This is a genomic window from Sulfitobacter sp. THAF37, assembly GCF_009363555.1.
Classification (GTDB): Bacteria; Pseudomonadota; Alphaproteobacteria; order Rhodobacterales; family Rhodobacteraceae; genus Sulfitobacter.
The window spans coordinates 2,689,069-2,706,334 of sequence record NZ_CP045372.1 but is presented as its reverse complement, the minus strand read 5'-3'; the positions used below and the strand labels follow the sequence as shown (position 1 = coordinate 2,706,334).

Annotated in this window: 14 protein-coding genes; 6 read left to right on the top strand and 8 right to left on the bottom strand. The window is 65.8% G+C overall.

Annotated elements, in window-relative coordinates:
* Positions 1-16: 16 nt before the first annotated feature.
* Positions 17-1,177, top strand: a complete 1,161-nt coding sequence (locus FIU94_RS13280; protein ID WP_152466242.1) for an aromatic ring-hydroxylating dioxygenase subunit alpha — start codon at positions 17-19, stop codon at positions 1,175-1,177.
* Entirely contained in the window at positions 1,174-1,416 is a 243-nt protein-coding gene (locus tag FIU94_RS13275) for a hypothetical protein (protein WP_172975904.1), read from the top strand. Before FIU94_RS13280 ends, FIU94_RS13275 begins: the two co-directional genes overlap by 4 nt.
* Here FIU94_RS13275 and FIU94_RS13270 read toward each other — a convergent pair.
* The 5 genes from FIU94_RS13270 to FIU94_RS13250 form a co-directional block, all read right to left on the bottom strand.
* Positions 1,409-2,818: an amidase gene (locus FIU94_RS13270; RefSeq protein ID WP_152466241.1), complete on the bottom strand. Its 1,410-nt coding sequence runs from the start codon at positions 2,816-2,818 to the stop codon at positions 1,409-1,411. The two genes, FIU94_RS13275 and FIU94_RS13270, sit on opposite strands and share 8 nt — an antisense overlap.
* A gap of 95 nt (positions 2,819-2,913) precedes the next feature.
* Positions 2,914-4,038, bottom strand: coding sequence for a peptide chain release factor 2 (gene prfB / locus FIU94_RS13265; RefSeq protein ID WP_152466240.1), 1,125 nt, complete (start codon positions 4,036-4,038; stop codon positions 2,914-2,916).
* A gap of 104 nt (positions 4,039-4,142) precedes the next feature.
* Positions 4,143-6,695 (bottom strand): penicillin-binding protein 1A, encoded by a 2,553-nt coding sequence (locus FIU94_RS13260; protein ID WP_152466239.1) that lies wholly within the window; start codon positions 6,693-6,695, stop codon positions 4,143-4,145.
* A 126-nt stretch (positions 6,696-6,821) separates the two neighbouring features.
* Complete coding sequence (locus tag FIU94_RS13255; protein WP_152466238.1) at positions 6,822-8,036, bottom strand: N-acetylmuramoyl-L-alanine amidase; 1,215 nt, start codon at positions 8,034-8,036, stop codon at positions 6,822-6,824.
* Positions 8,037-8,098: 62 nt separating this feature from the next.
* A complete protein-coding gene (locus FIU94_RS13250) occupies positions 8,099-9,241 on the bottom strand; it encodes a pyridoxal phosphate-dependent aminotransferase (protein ID WP_152466237.1) in 1,143 nt (380 codons plus the stop codon).
* Positions 9,242-9,319: 78 nt separating this feature from the next.
* Between FIU94_RS13250 and FIU94_RS13245 the strand changes: the two genes are divergently transcribed.
* Positions 9,320-10,063: a DsbA family protein gene (locus tag FIU94_RS13245; RefSeq protein ID WP_152466236.1), complete on the top strand. Its 744-nt coding sequence runs from the start codon at positions 9,320-9,322 to the stop codon at positions 10,061-10,063.
* Positions 10,064-10,066: 3 nt separating this feature from the next.
* Positions 10,067-10,552: a disulfide bond formation protein DsbA gene (locus FIU94_RS13240; protein WP_254702540.1), complete on the top strand. Its 486-nt coding sequence runs from the start codon at positions 10,067-10,069 to the stop codon at positions 10,550-10,552.
* Here FIU94_RS13240 and ispG read toward each other — a convergent pair whose 3' ends face one another.
* The 3 genes from ispG to hemA form a co-directional block, all read right to left on the bottom strand.
* The gene (gene ispG, locus FIU94_RS13235; protein ID WP_152466235.1) at positions 10,553-11,686 is read right to left on the bottom strand and encodes a flavodoxin-dependent (E)-4-hydroxy-3-methylbut-2-enyl-diphosphate synthase; all 1,134 of its coding nucleotides are present in this window, start codon (positions 11,684-11,686) and stop codon (positions 10,553-10,555) included.
* Between the two features lie 77 nt (positions 11,687-11,763).
* Positions 11,764-13,053, bottom strand: coding sequence for a helix-turn-helix domain-containing protein (locus FIU94_RS13230; protein ID WP_152466234.1), 1,290 nt, complete (start codon positions 13,051-13,053; stop codon positions 11,764-11,766).
* 122 nt (positions 13,054-13,175) lie between these two features.
* Positions 13,176-14,399, bottom strand: coding sequence for a 5-aminolevulinate synthase (gene hemA / locus FIU94_RS13225; RefSeq protein ID WP_152466233.1), 1,224 nt, complete (start codon positions 14,397-14,399; stop codon positions 13,176-13,178).
* A 213-nt stretch (positions 14,400-14,612) separates the two neighbouring features.
* On the opposite strand from hemA, the gene FIU94_RS13220 reads away from it, so the two are divergent.
* Together FIU94_RS13220 and FIU94_RS13215 are read left to right on the top strand one after the other, a co-directional pair.
* Positions 14,613-15,809, top strand: coding sequence for a multidrug effflux MFS transporter (locus FIU94_RS13220; protein ID WP_152466232.1), 1,197 nt, complete (start codon positions 14,613-14,615; stop codon positions 15,807-15,809).
* A 69-nt stretch (positions 15,810-15,878) separates the two neighbouring features.
* Positions 15,879-17,249 (top strand): M20/M25/M40 family metallo-hydrolase, encoded by a 1,371-nt coding sequence (locus FIU94_RS13215; protein ID WP_152466231.1) that lies wholly within the window; start codon positions 15,879-15,881, stop codon positions 17,247-17,249.
* Positions 17,250-17,266 lie beyond the last annotated feature (17 nt).

Sequence of the window (17,266 nt, the reverse complement as noted above, 5' to 3'; positions counted from 1 at the left end):
ACACCAGGAGAGCAGCATGACCCGTTTTCCCACCGACCTCAGCAACGTCAGACGCCCCATAGATCAGGCCAATGGCCTGCCCAACCCGCATTACACGGACCCCGATGTCTTTGCGGAGGAGCGTCAGGCGGTGCTCTTCGACAACTGGGCGGGATTGGCGGTGGACGCCGATGTGCCCGAGATCGGCGATGCGGTCCCGACGACTTTCCTGGGGATGCCGCTGCTGATCGTCCGCGACCGCCAGGGCGAGGTGCGCGTGTTCCAGAACACCTGCCGTCACCGGGGTATGATCCTGGTGGAAGAGCCCCGCAGGATCGAGGGCGCGATCCGCTGCCCCTATCACAGCTGGTGCTATGCCACCGACGGGCGGCTGGTCAGTACCCCGCATGTGGGCGGCCCCGGCCAGAACACCCACGCAGGCATCGACCGTGACCTGCTAGGCCTTGTCGAGATCCGCAGCCACATCTGGATGGGGGTGATCTTCATCAACGTCTCCGGCAACGCCGCGCCCTTTGCCGATGCCCACGCCGACCTGCTGGCCCGCTGGGCGGAATTCGACAAGCCGCTGTATCACGGCGGCGAGGACAGCCGCTTTCAGCTGGCCGTCGCCTGCAACTGGAAACTGGCGGTGGAAAACTATTGCGAAAGCTACCACCTGCCCTGGGTCCACCCGGGCCTGAACAGCTATTCCCGACTGGAAGATCACTATCATATCGAGAAACCGGGGCGGTACTCCGGCCAGGGCACGCTGGTCTATCGCCAGCTCAAGGATGAGGACGGCAACAGCTTCCCGGACTTCAACGGCCTCAGCGACAAATGGGACACCGCCGCGGAATACATCACCGTCTATCCGAATGTACTGCTCGGCGTGCACCGCGACCACAGCTTTGCCATCGTGCTGGTTCCCGAAGCGCCGGAACATACCGTGGAACACATACATCTCTACTATGCCAGACCCGACACCGACCCGGCCCTGAGGGCGCGCAACACGGCGCAGTGGAAGGACGTCTTTGCCGAAGACGTCTTCGTCGTCGAGGGGATGCAACGCGGGCGGCACGCGCTGACCTTCGACGGGGGCCGTTTTTCGCCCGCGATGGACGGGCCGACGCATCTCTTTCACGACTGGGTTGCGGCACAGCTGGAACGGCACCGCGGCGTGCCAAAGGCGGCGGAATGATCGGGCTGGACCGCGATCTGCTGGCGGCCCATGCGGCGGGCGACCTCGGCGCGCTCGTCACGCTCTACCAACAGGCGGCGGCCCAGGCCGACGGAGCGGAAGGCGCGGCCTTCTACCTGACCCATGCCCATGTCTTCGCGCTGGAGACGGGCCATCCCGATGCCCCGGCCCTGCGTCAGCAGCTGGTGGCACAGGGCCGCGAGAGCACCCTGCCCCCGCCGCGCGCGCCCTTCAGATGACCGGCGGCCGCGCCTGCGGCCATTCCGTCGCCGCGTGCCACTGCTGCGCCAATCGCAAGAGCAGCCCGTCGCTGCCGCGCGCCCCGATCAGCTGCAGGCCCAGCGGCAGCCCGTTCTCGCCGAAACCGGCGGGGATATTCACCACCGGCAGCCCGATCAGGCTGGCCGGGACCACCACCTGCATCCAGCGGTGGTAGGTGTCCATCACCTGCCCCGCCACCTCGGTCGGATAGGTCTGTGTGACGTCAAACGGCCAGACCTGCGCCGAGGGCAGCACCAGCACATCGATGTCGTCAAACAGGTCTGCGGCGCGTCTGAACCAGTCCGACCGTACCTCGCTGGCGCGGTGCACCGTCATCGCGTCCATCGCCAGCCCGCGGCCCACCTCCCATTGCGCGGCCTCCTTCAGGGCCTCGCGGGTTTCGGGGTTCAGGTAGATGTCCGCCAGCCCGGTCGCCACGGAAAAGGACCGCAGGGTGATCCAGGCATCCCACATGGCATCGGCAGAGAATGGCGGCGCAACAGGCGTCACATCATGGCCCAGACCGGCCAACCGGCGCAGCGCCACCTCGCTCGCGGGCAGGATACCCGCGTCGAAGGGCAAGGCACCGCCCCAGTCCCCGAGCCACCCGATCCGCAACCGGCCCGGCGCGTCGAACAGGCCCGGCAGCGTGTCCGCCGGGCTTTGTCCGTGCGGCTGCTTCGGATCGGCGCCGGTCATCGTGTCCAGAAGGGCCGACAGGTCCGCGGGGCTGCGCGCCATGGGACCGAGGGTGGACAGCTGGTGCAGGAACAACTCGCGGTCCGGCTCTCCCGGCACGGTGCCCCAGGTCGGGCGCATGCCGTAGACGTTGTTCCACCCCGCCGGGTTGCGCAACGATCCCATCATGTCCGATCCGTCCGCGACGCTCAGCATCCGTGCGGCCAGCGCCGCCGCCGCCCCGCCCGAGGACCCGCCCGCCGAGAGGCGCGCGTCATAGGGGTTCGTGGTGGCACCATGGACCGGGTTGAACGTATGGCTCCCCAGGCCGAACTCCGGCGTGTTGGTCTTGCCGATGATCACCGCCCCGGCAGCGCGCAGGCGGCTGACAATCGGGTCGTCCTTCGGCGCGACCGCCCGCTCGAACAGCGGCGATCCGCGCGTCGTGACAAGCCCCGCCACATTCGCCAGGTCCTTTACCGCCATCGGGATGCCGTGCAGCCAGCCCTTGCGCGGTGCCGCATCCGCCGCCCGCGCCTCCGCCATCAGGCTGTCGGCGTCGCGCAGGGCCACCACCGCGTTCACCCTGCCATTCACTTCGGCAATCCGGGCCAGCGTGGCTTCCATCAGCTCCGCCGCGCTGAAGTCCCCCGCCGCCAGTGCCGCCGACTGGGCGCGCGCATCCATGTCCAGAATATCCATGACGCCACAGAACATCGCTTCGCTGCGGGGCGCAATCCCCTGCTTCTTTATGCAGGAAAATACCTCTGGGGGTCCGGGGGCAAAGCCCCCGGCGATCAGCCGCCCTGCGCCTCGGCCCGGCTCTTGCCCGACACGGCCAGCGCCAGCGTCGCCCCCATCAGACCATCGAGATCACCGTCCAGAACACCCTTGGTGTCGGACGTCTCGTAATTGGTGCGCAGGTCCTTGACCATCTGGTAGGGCTGCAACACGTAAGACCGGATCTGGTTGCCCCAGCCCGCATCCCCGGCGCTTTCATGCGCCTCGTTGACCAGGGCCGACCGTTTGTCCAACTCCATCTGATAAAGCCGTGATTTCAGCGCCTTCATGGCGATGTCGCGGTTCTGGTGCTGGGATTTCTCGGACGAGGTCACGACGATCCCCGTGGGGTGGTGGGTGATCCGCACCGCGGAATCGGTGGTGTTCACGTGCTGGCCGCCCGCCCCCGAGGACCGGTAGGTATCAATGCGGATGTCCGCCGGGTTCACCTCGATCTCGATGTTGTCGTCCACCACCGGGTAGACCTTCACCGAGGTAAAGGAGGTATGCCGTTTCGCCGCCGAATCGAACGGGCTGATCCGCACCAGCCGGTGCACGCCGCTTTCCGATTTCAGCCAGCCATAGGCGTTGTGCCCGGCGATCTTGTAGGTCGCGGATTTGATCCCCGCCTCTTCGCCCGCGCTCTCGGCCTGCAGCTCGACCTTGTAGCCCTTCTTTTCGGCCCAGCGGACATACATCCGCGCCAGCATCTGGGCCCAGTCGCAGCTTTCGGTGCCGCCCGCGCCCGAGTTGATTTCGAGGAACGTGTCGTTGCCGTCCGCCTCGCCGTCCAGCAGCGCCTCCAGTTCCTTCTGCGCCGCCGTCTCTGCCAGCGCCTTGAGCGCGCGCTCCGCGTCGGCGACGACTTCGGCGTCATCCTCCATCTCGCCCAGTTCGATCAGTTCGATGTTGTCGGCCAGGTCCTGCTTGATGCCCTCGTAGGTGTCGATGGCATCCACCAGCGCCTGCCGGTCGCGCATCAGCTTCTGCGCCGCCTCCGGGTCGTCCCAGAGGTTCGGGTCCTCCACCCGCGCGTTGAATTCCTCAAGCCGGTGCTGGGCCGTGTCCACGTTCAGCCGCTGCGCCAGCAACTCCAGCGACTTGCTGATTTCATCGACGGTGTTCTGAACCTCTGCGCGCATCTGTGCCTGCCTTTGATTGGGTTCTCACGAGATAGACCAGCACCGGCACAGGGACAAGCCGTCCGCGACGCGAAAGCCCCGTGCCATCGGCGCGCCCCCCGGTTTCAGTACAGCCCGCCCGACGACAGGGTGCCAAAGCTCGCCTTGGGGCCGACGGTCGCCTTGCGGCCGGTCGAGGTCGTGACCTGCCGCGCGGACTGGCCCAGCTCCTCTACCAGGGGCAGATCGGCCCCCATGGCAAAGCCGCCGTCGAAGGTGATGCCGAAAATCGGCTCCTCGCCCTCGCGGAAACATTCGGAAACCACGTTCGGGCCCGATGCGCTGTCACTCAGGCGCGCGCCGGAAAAGCGGTCGATCTTGATGAAATTGCACAGCTCCGGCACCTTGAAGTCGCCGCCGCCGTACTTCTTGACCGCCTCGGTCATGAAACGCTGGAACACCGGCGCGCAAAGCCGCCCGCCACCGGCGCCCCGACCCATCGGGCGGGGCTGGTCATAACCGATGTAGCAGCCCGCCACGATGTTCGACGTGAAGCCGACAAACCACGCGTCCTTTTCATCGTTGGTCGTGCCGGTCTTGCCCGCGGTCGGCACCGGCAGGTTGACGGCGGACCGCGCCGTGCCCCGCTCCACCACGCCGCGCATCATCGACGTCAGCTGGTAGGCCGTGACCGGGTCCATCACCCGCTCTCGGTTCGAGATGATGCGCGGGGCGGTGCCCGCAGGCAGGCTCGCGACCTGGCAGTCGTTGCACAGCCGCTCGTCGTGTTTGTAGACGGTGCGGCCATAGCGGTCCTGCACCCGGTCGACCAGCGTCGGCTGGACCCGCTCGCCGCCATTGGCGAACATCGCATAGGCGCTGACCATCTGGTAGAGCGTGGTTTCCTGACTGCCGAGCGCGTTTGCCAGCACCGGGGCAAGGTCGTCATAGACGCCAAAGCGTTCGGCGTAGCTGCCCACCACATCCATGCCCACCTCTTGCGCCAGGCGAATGGTCATCAGGTTGCGCGACTGTTCGATGCCCGTCCGCAGCGGGGTCGGCCCGTAGTAGCGGTTGGAGGCGTTCTTGGGCCGCCAGACCCCCTGCGGTGTGTTGATCTCGATCGGGGCGTCCACGACGATGGTCGCGGGCGAATAGCCGGAATCAAGCGCCGAGGCATAGACGAAGGGCTTGAAGGACGAACCGGGCTGGCGCTGTGCCTGGGTTGCACGGTTGAACACCGAATCCTGATAGGAGAACCCGCCCTGCATGGCGATCACCCGCCCGGTGTTCACGTCCATCGCCACGAAGGCGCCCTGCACTTCCGGCACCTGCCGCAGCGTCCAGCGGATGAAGGAGCCGTCGGAATCGGACGTCATCCGGCGCACCAGCACCACATCGCCGACCTCTACCAGGTCTCCGGCCACGTTGGCTTTTGCCGCCAGCTTGCCATCGTCCAGGCGTTTGCGGGCCCATTGCACGTCCTTGGCCGGTATCCAGTGACCGTCCGCGTCTTCCTCCACGCCTTCGATGCCGATGCGCGCGTCGCTGTCGCCGATTTCCAGGACCACCGCCGGATACCATTGATTTTCCAGGTCGATGTCGCGGGGCACCCGCAGATCCGCCAGCGCGGCACGCCAGTCTTCCTCGGACCGCAGCGCCTCGGCGGCGATGGTCTTGCCGGTGCCGCGCCAGACGCCACGGCCCCGGTCGTATTGCTCAAGCTGCTCGCGCAGGGCGTTGGCGGCGATGGGCTGCATTTCGTTGTCGATGGTGGCGCGCACCGTCAGACCGCCGGTAAAGAATTCGCCCTCGCCAAAGTCGTCGGACAGCTGGCGGCGGATTTCGTCGGTGAAATAGTCGCGCGGCGGCAGGTCGGCCTTGAAGCTCTCGTAGTCGCCGTTCTGGACCGACCGCAGCGGCTGCGCCCGCTCCTGTTCGTAGACCGCATTGGTGATGTAGCCGTTTTCCTTCATCTCGCGCAGAACGTAGTTGCGGCGCGCAATCAGGCGGTCCTTGCGCCGGACCGGGTGATAATCCGACGGGGCCTTGGGCAGCGACGCGAGAAACGCCGCCTCGTGCGGGGCCAGTTCGGCAAGCGTCTTGTTGAAGTAGGTCTGGCTGGCCGCCGCCACACCGTAGGAGTTCTGCCCGAGAAAGATCTCGTTCAGGTAGAGCTCAAGGATCTTTTCCTTGGGCAGCGATTCCTCCAGCCGCGCGGCCAGGATGATTTCCTTGATCTTGCGCTCCGCCCGGCGGTCGCCGGACAGCAGAAAGTTCTTCATCACCTGCTGGGTGATGGTTGATGCACCGCGCACCTCGCGCCCGCGGGATTTCACCGCGTCGATCCCCGCCGCCGCGATGCCGCGCAGGTCATAGCCTTCGTGGGTATAGAAATTCTTGTCCTCGGCAGAGATGAACGCCTGCTTGACCAGATCCGGGATCGTGTCGGCGGGCGCGAACAGGCGCCGCTCCTTGGCGAATTCGTCGATCAGCCGGCCCTGACCCGAGTAGATGCGGCTGATCGTGGGCGGCGTGTATTGCGCAAGGCTCTCGTGGCTGGGCAGATCGCGCCCGTACATCCAGAAAATCGCACCAATGGTCAGTGCCACCATGCCGATGCTCATCGTCAGGGTCGTAAAGATGCCGCCAAAGAATGACAGAATGAATCGGAACACGGCGCTGGGCCCTTCTGGTCACGGGAAAACTCTGCCGGTTATAGCGGTTGGGGCCGGAATGGTCAAAATGCCAAAGCTGTTGTTTTGGGCCGTTTCCCGCCCACAAAACGCTTTGTGATCGCGGCGTTACTGCCGCACCAGCGGCGCGCGGGCGGCATCGGCATCGCGCCATTCCAGAATCGCATCCGCGATGCCGCTGACCATGACTGACCGCCAGACCGGATCGCGCAGGTTCTTGAGATCTCTCTCGTTGCTGAGAAAGCCGACCTCGATCAGGACCGAAGGGATGTCGGCGGATTTCAGCACCGAAAATCCGGCGCGGCGCAGGGGGCGCCGGTTCAGGGGGCCGCCTGCCTGTTTCATCCCCTCGATCAGGGTCGTGGCCAGCGCCGCGGACCGCGGTTCGGTCTCTTGCCGGGCCAGATCCAGCAGGATGCCCGCCACCTGGTCGTCCGACCCCGTGAGGTCGGCCCCGGCGATGATGTCGGCGCGGTTGTGCCGTGCCGCCAGGTGTTCCGTGGCGGTGTCGCTTGCGTCGTCCGACAGGGTATAGACGGTTGCGCCCTTTGCCCCCCCCTGGCGCAGGCTGTCCGCATGAAGGGAGATGAACAGGTCCGCGTTTTGATGGTGGGCGATGGCAACCCGGTGTTCCAGCGCCACGAAGATGTCGTCGTCGCGGGTCAGCACCGCGTCAACGCCCGCGCGCCGCAATGTATCCTGCAGGGCGCGGGCAAAGCTGAGCATCAGGTCCTTTTCCGTCACGCCGCCTGCTTCGGCACCGGGGTCGATGCCGCCGTGGCCCGGATCAAGCACCACGACAAAGCGGTCGTCCTTTGGCTGCCGTGGCTTGGAAGGGGCAACCAGCGCCTGCGTCCAGGACGGGTCCACCGGCGCACCGGCGGCGGCGGCGTATTCCTCGGGCGTGGCCTCTTTCAGCGCGATCTCCAGCGTGGCGTTGCCGCTGGCCTCGTCTACCGGCAGGCCGATCTCGACCGGGACCATCGGCACCGAAAGGTCGGCCACCAGCCGCGACCAGCCGGGCTGGAACGCGCCGAAGCGCACGGCGGACACCCGCCCCGGTTCGGCCAGCAGCATGTCGGGTGCGATCCCCGCCCAGTCGGCCTCGCGGAAATCGACGACGAGACGCGCCGGATCATCCAGCAGGAACACCCGGAACGGCACCCCCTGGCTGAGGCCCAGCCGGATGTCTGTCCGCCCGAACCAGCCATCGGTGATGCCGCTGCGCGCACCGTCCACCCGCGCCAGCGCGGTCAGGTCCTGCGCCGCCACAGGCAAGGCCCACAGGATCAAAGCCAGAAATGTCGAAAGAACCGCCCGCATCTGCCACCGCTTTACGCTGTTGTTGGCGGCAGGGTAGCACCATTGCCGCCCTGCCGCCAGCCTCAGCGCGCCGCCATGAAGGCTTTGAGCCGGGCCAGACCCTCGGCGATATCCGCCGTGCTGCGGGCATAGGAAAACCGCAGCGTCGACAGGCCGCGCGCCGGGTCGAAATCCAGCCCCGGTGTGACGGCCACGCCCGCCTTTTCAAGGACTTCGGCGGCAAAGGCGCGGCTGTCGTCGGTCAGATCGGACACATCGGCATAGACGTAGAACGCCCCGTCCGGCGGGGCGATCCGGGTGAACCCGGCCTCGACCAGCCCCTGAGACATCAGGGCGCGGTTGGCGCGGTAGACATCCATGTTGCCCTGCAGTTCCGCATCGCAGTCCATCGCCGCCAGCGCGGCGATCTGGCTGGCATGAGGGGCGCAGATGAACATGTTCTGCGCGATCCTTTCGACCACGCGCACGTGATCCTCGGGCACCACCATCCATCCGACCCGCCAGCCGGTCATGGAGAAATACTTGGAAAACGAATTGATGACATAGCAGTCGTCCGTCACCTCCAGCGCCGTGACCGCCTTCTTGTCGTATTCGATGCCGTGATAGATCTCGTCCGAGATAAAGGACGTGCCCGCCGCGTCGCAGGCCCCGACCAAGGCGGCCATCGCATCGCGGTCCAGCATCGTCCCAGTGGGATTGGCGGGTGACGCAACCATCAGCCCCGCCAGATCCATGTCGGCGACATCGGCCGGAACAGGCTGATAGCGGTTCTCGGGCGCCGTGGGCAGGTCCACCGGGTCCAACGCCAGCGCCTTGAGGATCTGGCGGTAGCTGGGATAGCCGGGCGCGCCGATGCCGACCCGGTCGCCGGTATCGAACAGCGCGGTGAAGGCCAGGATGAACGCCCCCGACGAGCCGGGCGTGATGACCACCCGCGCCGGGTTCAGATCCACGTTGTACCAGTCGCCGTACATCTGCGCGATCCGGGCGCGCAGGGCGGGCAGCCCCAGCGCCACGGTATAGCCAAGCGGCCCCTGCGCCATCGCCTGCCCCAGCGCCTCGACCGCGCCCCGGGGCGCGCCGGTGCCGGGCTGGCCGACCTCCATGTGGATGATGTGACGGCCCGCCGCCTCGGCCGCCGAAGCCGCCTGCATCACATCCATCACAATAAAGGGATCGACAGCCGACCGGGTTGAACTTCGCATGGGCTTGCTCCTAATGTTGGGCAACTTGTCCCCCCGCACCGGTGCGCCGTCAACCCGCGCCACAAGGAAAGATTTGCCATGATGTTTCGCCTCACCGCCCCCGTCCTTGCTGCCGCACTGGCCCTGCCCGCTGCCGCGATGGACCTGACCGAACTGTCGGATGCGGAACGCGCCCAGTTCCGGGCCGAGGTGCGGTCCTACCTGATGGACAATCCCGAGGTGATCATGGAAGCGGTCGAACTGCTGCAGACCCGAGAGGCCGAAGCGCAGGCGCAGGCGGACGTGAACCTGGTGTCGGACAATGCGGATGCGATCTTCGACGATGGATATTCCTGGGTCGGCGGCAACCCCGAGGGCGACATCACGCTGGTCGAGTTCCTGGATTACCGCTGCGGCTATTGCAAACGGGCCCACGGCGAGGTGGCGAAGCTGCTGGAAACCGACGGCGACATCCGCATGATCGTCAAGGAACTGCCGATCCTGGGCGAGGAATCGCTGCTGGCATCGCGCTTTGCCATCGCGGCCAAGCAGGTGGCGGGCGACGACGCCTACAAGGCCCTGAGCGATGCGCTGATGGCGTTCAACGGGTCGATCACACCGGCTGCCCTGCGCCGCATGGCCGAAACCTTCGATCTGGACGCGGATGCCATCGAGGCACGAATGGACAGCGAAGAAGTTACCGCCGAAATCGCCCGGACCCGCGCGCTGGCGCAGAAACTGCAGATTTCCGGCACGCCGACCTTCGTGATGGAGGACGAATTGCTGCGCGGCTACCTGCCTTACGACCAGATGCAGGCGATCGTGGAAGAAAAACGGGGCTGATCCTTGCGCCGCGCGGCGCTGGCCGCCGCCCTTGTGGCGGCCGGTCCCGGCTGGGCCGAGACGGACATCCTTGACCTGACATCAGCCGAACGCGCGGCCTTGCGCAGCGAAATCCGCGCCCTGCTGCTGGAAGAGCCTGAAATCGTGGCGCAGGCGCTGAACCCTCCCAGCCCGGTCGCGCAGGAAACGCAGCAAAGGATCGCGGACGACAAGGCGCTGCTGGCGGCGCTGGAGCCGGAGATCCTGAACGGCAATCGGATCGCGCTTTTCATCGGGGCGGACTGCGGCACCTGCGCCCGCGCCGCCGAGGAACTTGCCGCGTTATCAAGGGAATACGGCGCGACCTTTATCCTGCATGACACCGGCGATACCGCCGCTGCACGGCTCGCCGACCGGCTGGGCATGACCGACCTGCCGTTCTATGTGCTGCCGGGCATGATCCTGCGCGGACATATCCCGAAGGTGGTCCTGCCACGGTATCTGGACTGATTACTCCGCCGCGTCCTGGGCCGCCTCGGCCTCCGCCTCGATCAGTGCGGCGCGTTCTTCCACCTGTTCGACGATGTGGTCGATCATGCCTTCATTGCCCAGCTTGTGGCTCTGCTTGCCCGCCAGGTAGACCATGCCGGACCCCGCGCCGCCGCCGGTAAAGCCCACATCGGTCATCAGCGCCTCGCCGGGGCCGTTGACCACGCAGCCGATGATGCTGAGGCTCATGGGCGTCTTGATGTGTTCCAGACGTTTTTCAAGCGTCTCTACCGTCTTGATCACGTCGAAGCCCTGACGCGCGCAGGAGGGGCAGGAGATGATGTTCACGCCACGATGCCGCAGGCCCAGCGATTTCAGGATCTCGTATCCGACCTTGACCTCTTCCACCGGATCGGCAGAGAGGCTGACACGGACCGTGTCGCCGATGCCCATCCACAGCAGGTTGCCCAGCCCGATGGCGGATTTGATGGTGCCGGACATCAGGCCACCGGCTTCCGTGATGCCGAGGTGAATCGGCGCATCCGTCGCTTCGGCCAGCTTCTGATAGGCCGCCGCCGCCATGAACACGTCGGAGGCCTTGCAGCTGATCTTGAATTCGTGAAAATCGTTGTCTTCCAGGATCTTGATATGGTCCAGCCCGCTTTCCACCATCGCGTCGGGGCATGGTTCGCCATATTTTTCCAGCAGATGGCGTTCAAGCGAACCGGCGTTGACCCCGATGCGGATGGAACAATTGTGATCGCGCGCAGCCTTGATGACTTCGCGCACGCGCTTTTCGTCACCGATGTTGCCGGGGTTGATCCGCAGGCAGGCCGCGCCCGCCTCTGCCGCTTCGATGCCGCGTTTGTAGTGGAAATGGATGTCCGCCACGAGGGGCACCGACACTTCCGGCACGATCTGGCGCAAGGCCTTCGACGATGCCTCGTCCGGGACGGAGACGCGGACGATATCCGCCCCCGCATCCGCCGCCGCCTGAATCTGGGCGATCGTCCCTTTGACGTCGGTGGTCAGCGTGTTGGTCATGGTCTGCACCGAGATCGGTGCGCCGCCCCCCACGGGGACATTGCCCACCATGATCTGACGGCTTTCGCGGCGGTATATATCGCGCCACGGACGAATGTGATTGAGCGACATTGCGGCTCCCTGAGGGTTGCGCGTTCAACAGGTACCTAGACCCTCACCGGCCCCTTCGCAATGGGTCGGGCGGGACCTTACCGTGTCTGGCAGGGCATCGCCGCCAGCACCGCGGGGTCGATATCGGACCCTGCGAGGTCCGCGAACATGCGGCTCAGCGATTGTTCCTGGGTCGGATCGACCGGCGCGTAAAGCTCGGCCAGCGCCTCCTGATGCAGGGGCAGGTTCGACGTGATGGCGCCACGCGCGCCCACCGGGCCGACACAATCGTCCGCCAGCGCAAAGTAGAGCGCGCCGGATTCACCGGTGCGCAGGGTCGCAGGCTCTTCGGTTGCCGGAATCTCGTAGGTCTCGCCCTTGTTCATCACCTTTTCAAAGATGACAGTGCCATCCGCCGCCGTCACCCGCACCCACGAGGGATAAGCCGCGACCATGCGGACGGTGTCGGCAAGCCCCTCGACGACCTGCGGCACCGGGCCGCCGGCGGCTGCGACCGTTGCGGACTGATCCGGATCGCCCGGCAGCCCCTCAAGGTCAAGCTCCGCGGTCTGGATGCCCGGGGTCGCGCGGCCATCGACGGTATCGGCGAAGTTGCCCAGCGAGCGCGGGTCGATGGTCGAGATCGGGGCGTCGCGGGCCACCAGCACGGGAACGTCCAGCGCCTGCGGGCGATACAGCCGGTCCAGCGCGTCGGCGCGGGGCGTGTCCAGAGCTTCGGGCGCATCGGGCGACCCGCCGGTTTCCGGCGCGGCAGACAGCGCCCCGTCGAGCGGGTCGAGATCGGACAGGACAACCGGCGTCTGGTCCACCGGGGCGACCTGCACGCGCTGGACTTCCTGCAGGACGCTCCAGCCGCCGAAACCGATGGCGCCGATCAGGACGACCAGCACCAGCATCGACCCGATGGCAGAGGGTTCGATCCGGCTGAGGATGCTGTCGGCCACCGGCGTAAAGGGGGTGTTGGGACGTGCAAAAAGATCCGCCTCCTGCGGGCGCATCCTGCGCTCTTCAAAGCTGGGTTTCTTGATTACCGACGCTTCGGCGGACATGCCGTGGGCGACAGCGAAACCGGATTCGGCACAGAAGGACGCGAACGCCTTGTCCGGGTCCATGTTCAGATAGCGCGCATAGGACCGCACATAGCCCGCGATGAAACCGGGGGTGTCAAAGGCATCGGGGTCGGCGTTTTCGATGGCGGCGATGTAGGAGGCCTTGATCCGCAATTCGCGCTGAACGTCCAGCAGGGATTTGCCCATCGTGGCGCGTTCGCCGCGCATGACATCCCCGAGGCGCAGTTCAAAGGCGTCGAACCCTTTGGGTTCAACTGTATCCTCTTCTATGACCTTGGAGGACCAACGCCCGATCATATGCCATGCCCCGTATATTCATTGCCTGCAGCCTTGACCCGATGTTCAGCAGCCGATTCGAGTCTGGCCTTTTGTTAATCCAAACCTAACACAAGGCAACGCGCAATACGAGTTTTTGCTGCTTACCCAGCGGCTTCGGCACGATTCAGCGCACAATGCGACCACAAACTGTCCATCGCGCGCACCAGCGCGTCCATCTCCTTCGGACCGTGGACCGGCGACGGTGTAAAGCGCAGCCGTTCGGTGCCGCGGGGCACGGTGGGGAAGTTGATGGGCTGCACGTAGATGCCGTGGTCTTCCAGCAGCATGTCCGACAGCAGCTTGGTGTGGACGGGGTTCCCGACCATGACCGGCACGATGTGGCTGCCGTGGTCGATGATCGGCAGCCCCAGCCCTTTCAGCCGCAATTTCAGTATCTTGGCCTGCTCCTGATGCTTTTCGCGCAACTCCGGCGCGCGCTTCAGATAGGCGACAGAAGCCGCCGCACCCGCCGCCACGGCGGGCGGCAGCGACGTGGTAAAGATAAAGCCCGGCGCATAGGAGCGGATCGCGTCGCACATCTTGTCCGAGGCGGCGATGTAGCCTCCCATGACGCCAAACGCCTTGGCCAACGTGCCGTTGATGATGTCAACCCGGTGCATCAGCCGGTCACGCTCCGCAATCCCTGCCCCGCGCGGGCCGTACATGCCCACCGCGTGAACCTCGTCGAGGTAGGTCAAGGCGCCGAATTCCTCTGCCAGGTCGCAGATCGCCGCGATCGGGCCGAAATCGCCGTCCATCGAATAGATGGATTCAAAGGCGATCAGCTTGGGCGCGGCCGGGTCGTCGGCCTCCAGCAGCTGGCGCAGATGCGCCACATCATTGTGCCGGAAGATCCGCTTTGCCCCGCCGTTGCGGCGCACGCCTTCGATCATGGACGCATGGTTGAGCGCGTCGGAATAGATGATCAGACCGGGAAACAGCTTGGGCAGCGTGGACAGCGTGGCGTCGTTGGCGATGTAGGCGGAGGTGAACAGCAGCGCCCCCTCCTTGCCGTGCAGATCGGCCAGCTCGGCCTCCAGCCGCTTGTGATAGACGGTCGTGCCCGAGATGTTGCGCGTGCCCCCGGACCCGGCACCGGTGGCCTGCAGCGCCTCTTGCATCGCGGCGAGCACGACGGGGCTTTGCCCCATGCCCAGATAGTCGTTGCCGCACCAGACGGTGATGTCCCGCTCGGACCCGTCGGGACGGGTCCAGACCGCATGGGGAAATTGCCCGTTGCGGCGTTCGATGTCGATGAATGTGCGGTAGCGCCCTTCCTCGTGCAGACGCGCAATGGCATCATCTAGCTTCGCGGAATAATCCATGCGCCTCTCCAATTCTGGCAGTCACGGCGTTCGGCAAGGCACCCGTAGCCGCGTATTTTTTAGAACGAATACAGAAACGAGCTGCGACAATCAACTTCTCAGGAGTGTACAGGGTGTCGCAGGGGGGCACAGTCCGGAATACCCCACCCCCGCTTTGTCGGGGCACCGGCCGAAAGCCATTGCACCGCCGCGGGCTTTGGGCGAAAGGGACGCATGCAATCACCCAAGCCCGCTCCCTCCCTCGTTGAATTCATCGTCCTGACCGCCCTGATGATCTCGCTCGTGGCGCTGACCACGGACATCATGCTGCCCGCGCTCGACGTCATCGCGACCGACCTGGGGCATCCCGACCCGCTGGAGGGGCACCTGATCATTTCGGTCATGTTCGCGGGCTTCGCGGTGGGCCAGCTTCTGGTGGGGCCCTTATCGGACAGCTACGGGCGCAAACCCGTCGTCCACGCCAGCTATGTCGTGTTCTGCGCCGGCACGCTTCTGTGCCTGCTGACGCGCAGTTTCGAGCTGATGCTCGCCGGGCGGCTGTTGCAGGGCCTGGGCATGTCGGGGCCGCGCATCATCGCGGTCGCCATCGTCCGTGATCGGCACGCGGGGCGCCGCATGGCGCGCATCATGTCCTTCGTGATGGCGGTCTTCATCCTAGTGCCCGCCGTGGCCCCCAGCCTGGGACAGGTGCTGATCGCCTTTTCCGACTGGCGCGCCACCTTTACACTGCTGCTGGTCATGGCCTGCGTCACCTGGGGCTGGTTTGCCCTGCGGCAGGTCGAAACCCTGCCGAAAGAGGCCCGCCGCCCGCTGTCAGCGCGCAACCTGCTGGCGGGCATCCGCGAGATCCTGACCACCCCTGCCGCGATTGGCTATACCGTCTGCACCGGGCTGATCTTTGGCCCGTTCATCGCCTATCTCAGCCTGGCGCAGCAGATTTTCCAGCGGACCTACGACACCGGGCTGAACTTTACCCTGTGGTTCGCCGCCGGGGCGCTGTCCATCGGGGTGGCGGCGATCGTGAACTCCGCGCTGGTGGAACGTCTGGGCATGCGGTTCCTGTCAAACCTGGCACTGGGCGGTGCGGTGCTGGGCGGCACCGCTTTCGGCGCGCTGGCGCTGGCCACCGACGGGCTGCCGCCTTTCGGGCTGTTCATGCTGTGGCTCATCTGCAATTTCTTTTTCATGGGCCTGCTGTTCGGCAATCTCAACGCGCTGGCGATGGAGCCGCTGGGCCATATCGCGGGGCTGGGCGCGGCCGTGGTGGGGGCCCTGTCCACCGGTATCGCGATTCCCGTCGGGACCCTGATCAGCGAAAACTACACTGGCAACCTGGCGCTGCTGACGCTCGCCTTCGCGACCTCGGCAACGGTCTGCCTGGTGCTGGGCTGGCTCATCAACCGCAGGTAGGATCAGCTCTCTGGACACTGCCGGTCTGGCTGGTACGGTCGCACCGACACCCTCGAAACGGAGCATTCCATGTCCCTTGACGCCGTCCTGAGCCGGATCGACGACGATCTGCCCGCCGCCACCGAACGCCTGCTTGACCTGCTGCGCATTCCCTCGATCTCGACCGATCCGGCCTACAAGGCCGACTGCGACCGCGCCGCCGACTGGCTGGTGGCGCAGCTGACGGCGATGGGCATCGACGCCGGCAAACGCGCGACGCCGGGCCACCCGATGGTCGTGGGTCATCTGGGCGACAGCGGCCCGCACCTGCTGTTTTACGGCCACTACGACGTGCAGCCGGTCGATCCCCTGAATCTGTGGGACCGCGACCCCTTCGACCCCGAGGTGCAGGACACACCCAAGGGCAAGGTCATCCGCGGGCGCGGGTCCTCCGACGACAAGGGCCAGCTGATGACCTTTGTCGAGGCGCTGCGCGCGTGGAAAGAGGTCAAGGGCGACTGGCCCTGCCGCATCACCTTTTTCCTGGAGGGCGAAGAGGAATCGGGGTCGCCGTCGCTGGTGCCCTTCATGAAAGAGAACGCGGAAGAGCTGAAAACCGATGTGGCGCTGATCTGCGACACCGGGCTCTTCGAATCCAAGACGCCCGCCATCGTGACCATGCTGCGCGGCCTTCTGGGCGAGGAACTGACCGTGAAAGCGGCCAGCAAGGACCTGCATTCCGGGATGTACGGCGGCATCGCCATGAACCCCATCCGCGCGCTGAGCAAGGTGGTCGCGGGGCTGCATGACGAGACCGGGCGCGTCACGATCCCCGGCTTTTACGACGGCGTGCCGGAACTGCCCGACGAACTGGAGGCCCAGTGGCAGGGTCTTGCCTTTGACCACGAAGCATTCCTGGGCGACGTGGGCCTGTCCGTTCCGGCGGGCGAGCAGGACCGCACCCCGCTGGAGATGATCTGGTCGCGCCCCACCTGCGAGGTCAACGGCATCTGGGGCGGCTATACCGGTGACGGGTTCAAGACGGTGCTGCCGTCCATGGCCCATGCCAAGATTTCGTTCCGGCTGGTCGGATCACAGGACCCGCTGGCCATCCGCGAGAACTTCCGCGCAATGGTGCAGGATGCCCTGCCCGCCGATTGCGAGGTCACGTTCCACGCCCACGGCGCCAGCGGGGCTTCGGGCGCCGACATATCGGGCCCGATGTTCGAACAGGCGCGTCAGGCGTTGTCGGACGAATGGAACGTTCCCGCCGCCTACATCGGCTGCGGCGGCTCGATCCCCATCGCGGGGCATTTCCAGCGGATCCTGGGCACCGAGCCGATGCTGATCGGCTTTGGCAAGGACGACGACGCCCTGCATTCCCCGAACGAGAAATACGACATGGAAAGCTTCCACAAGGGGATCCGGTCCTGGGCGCGGATACTGGATGCGCTGACCTGATCGGGGGCGGGTCTGGG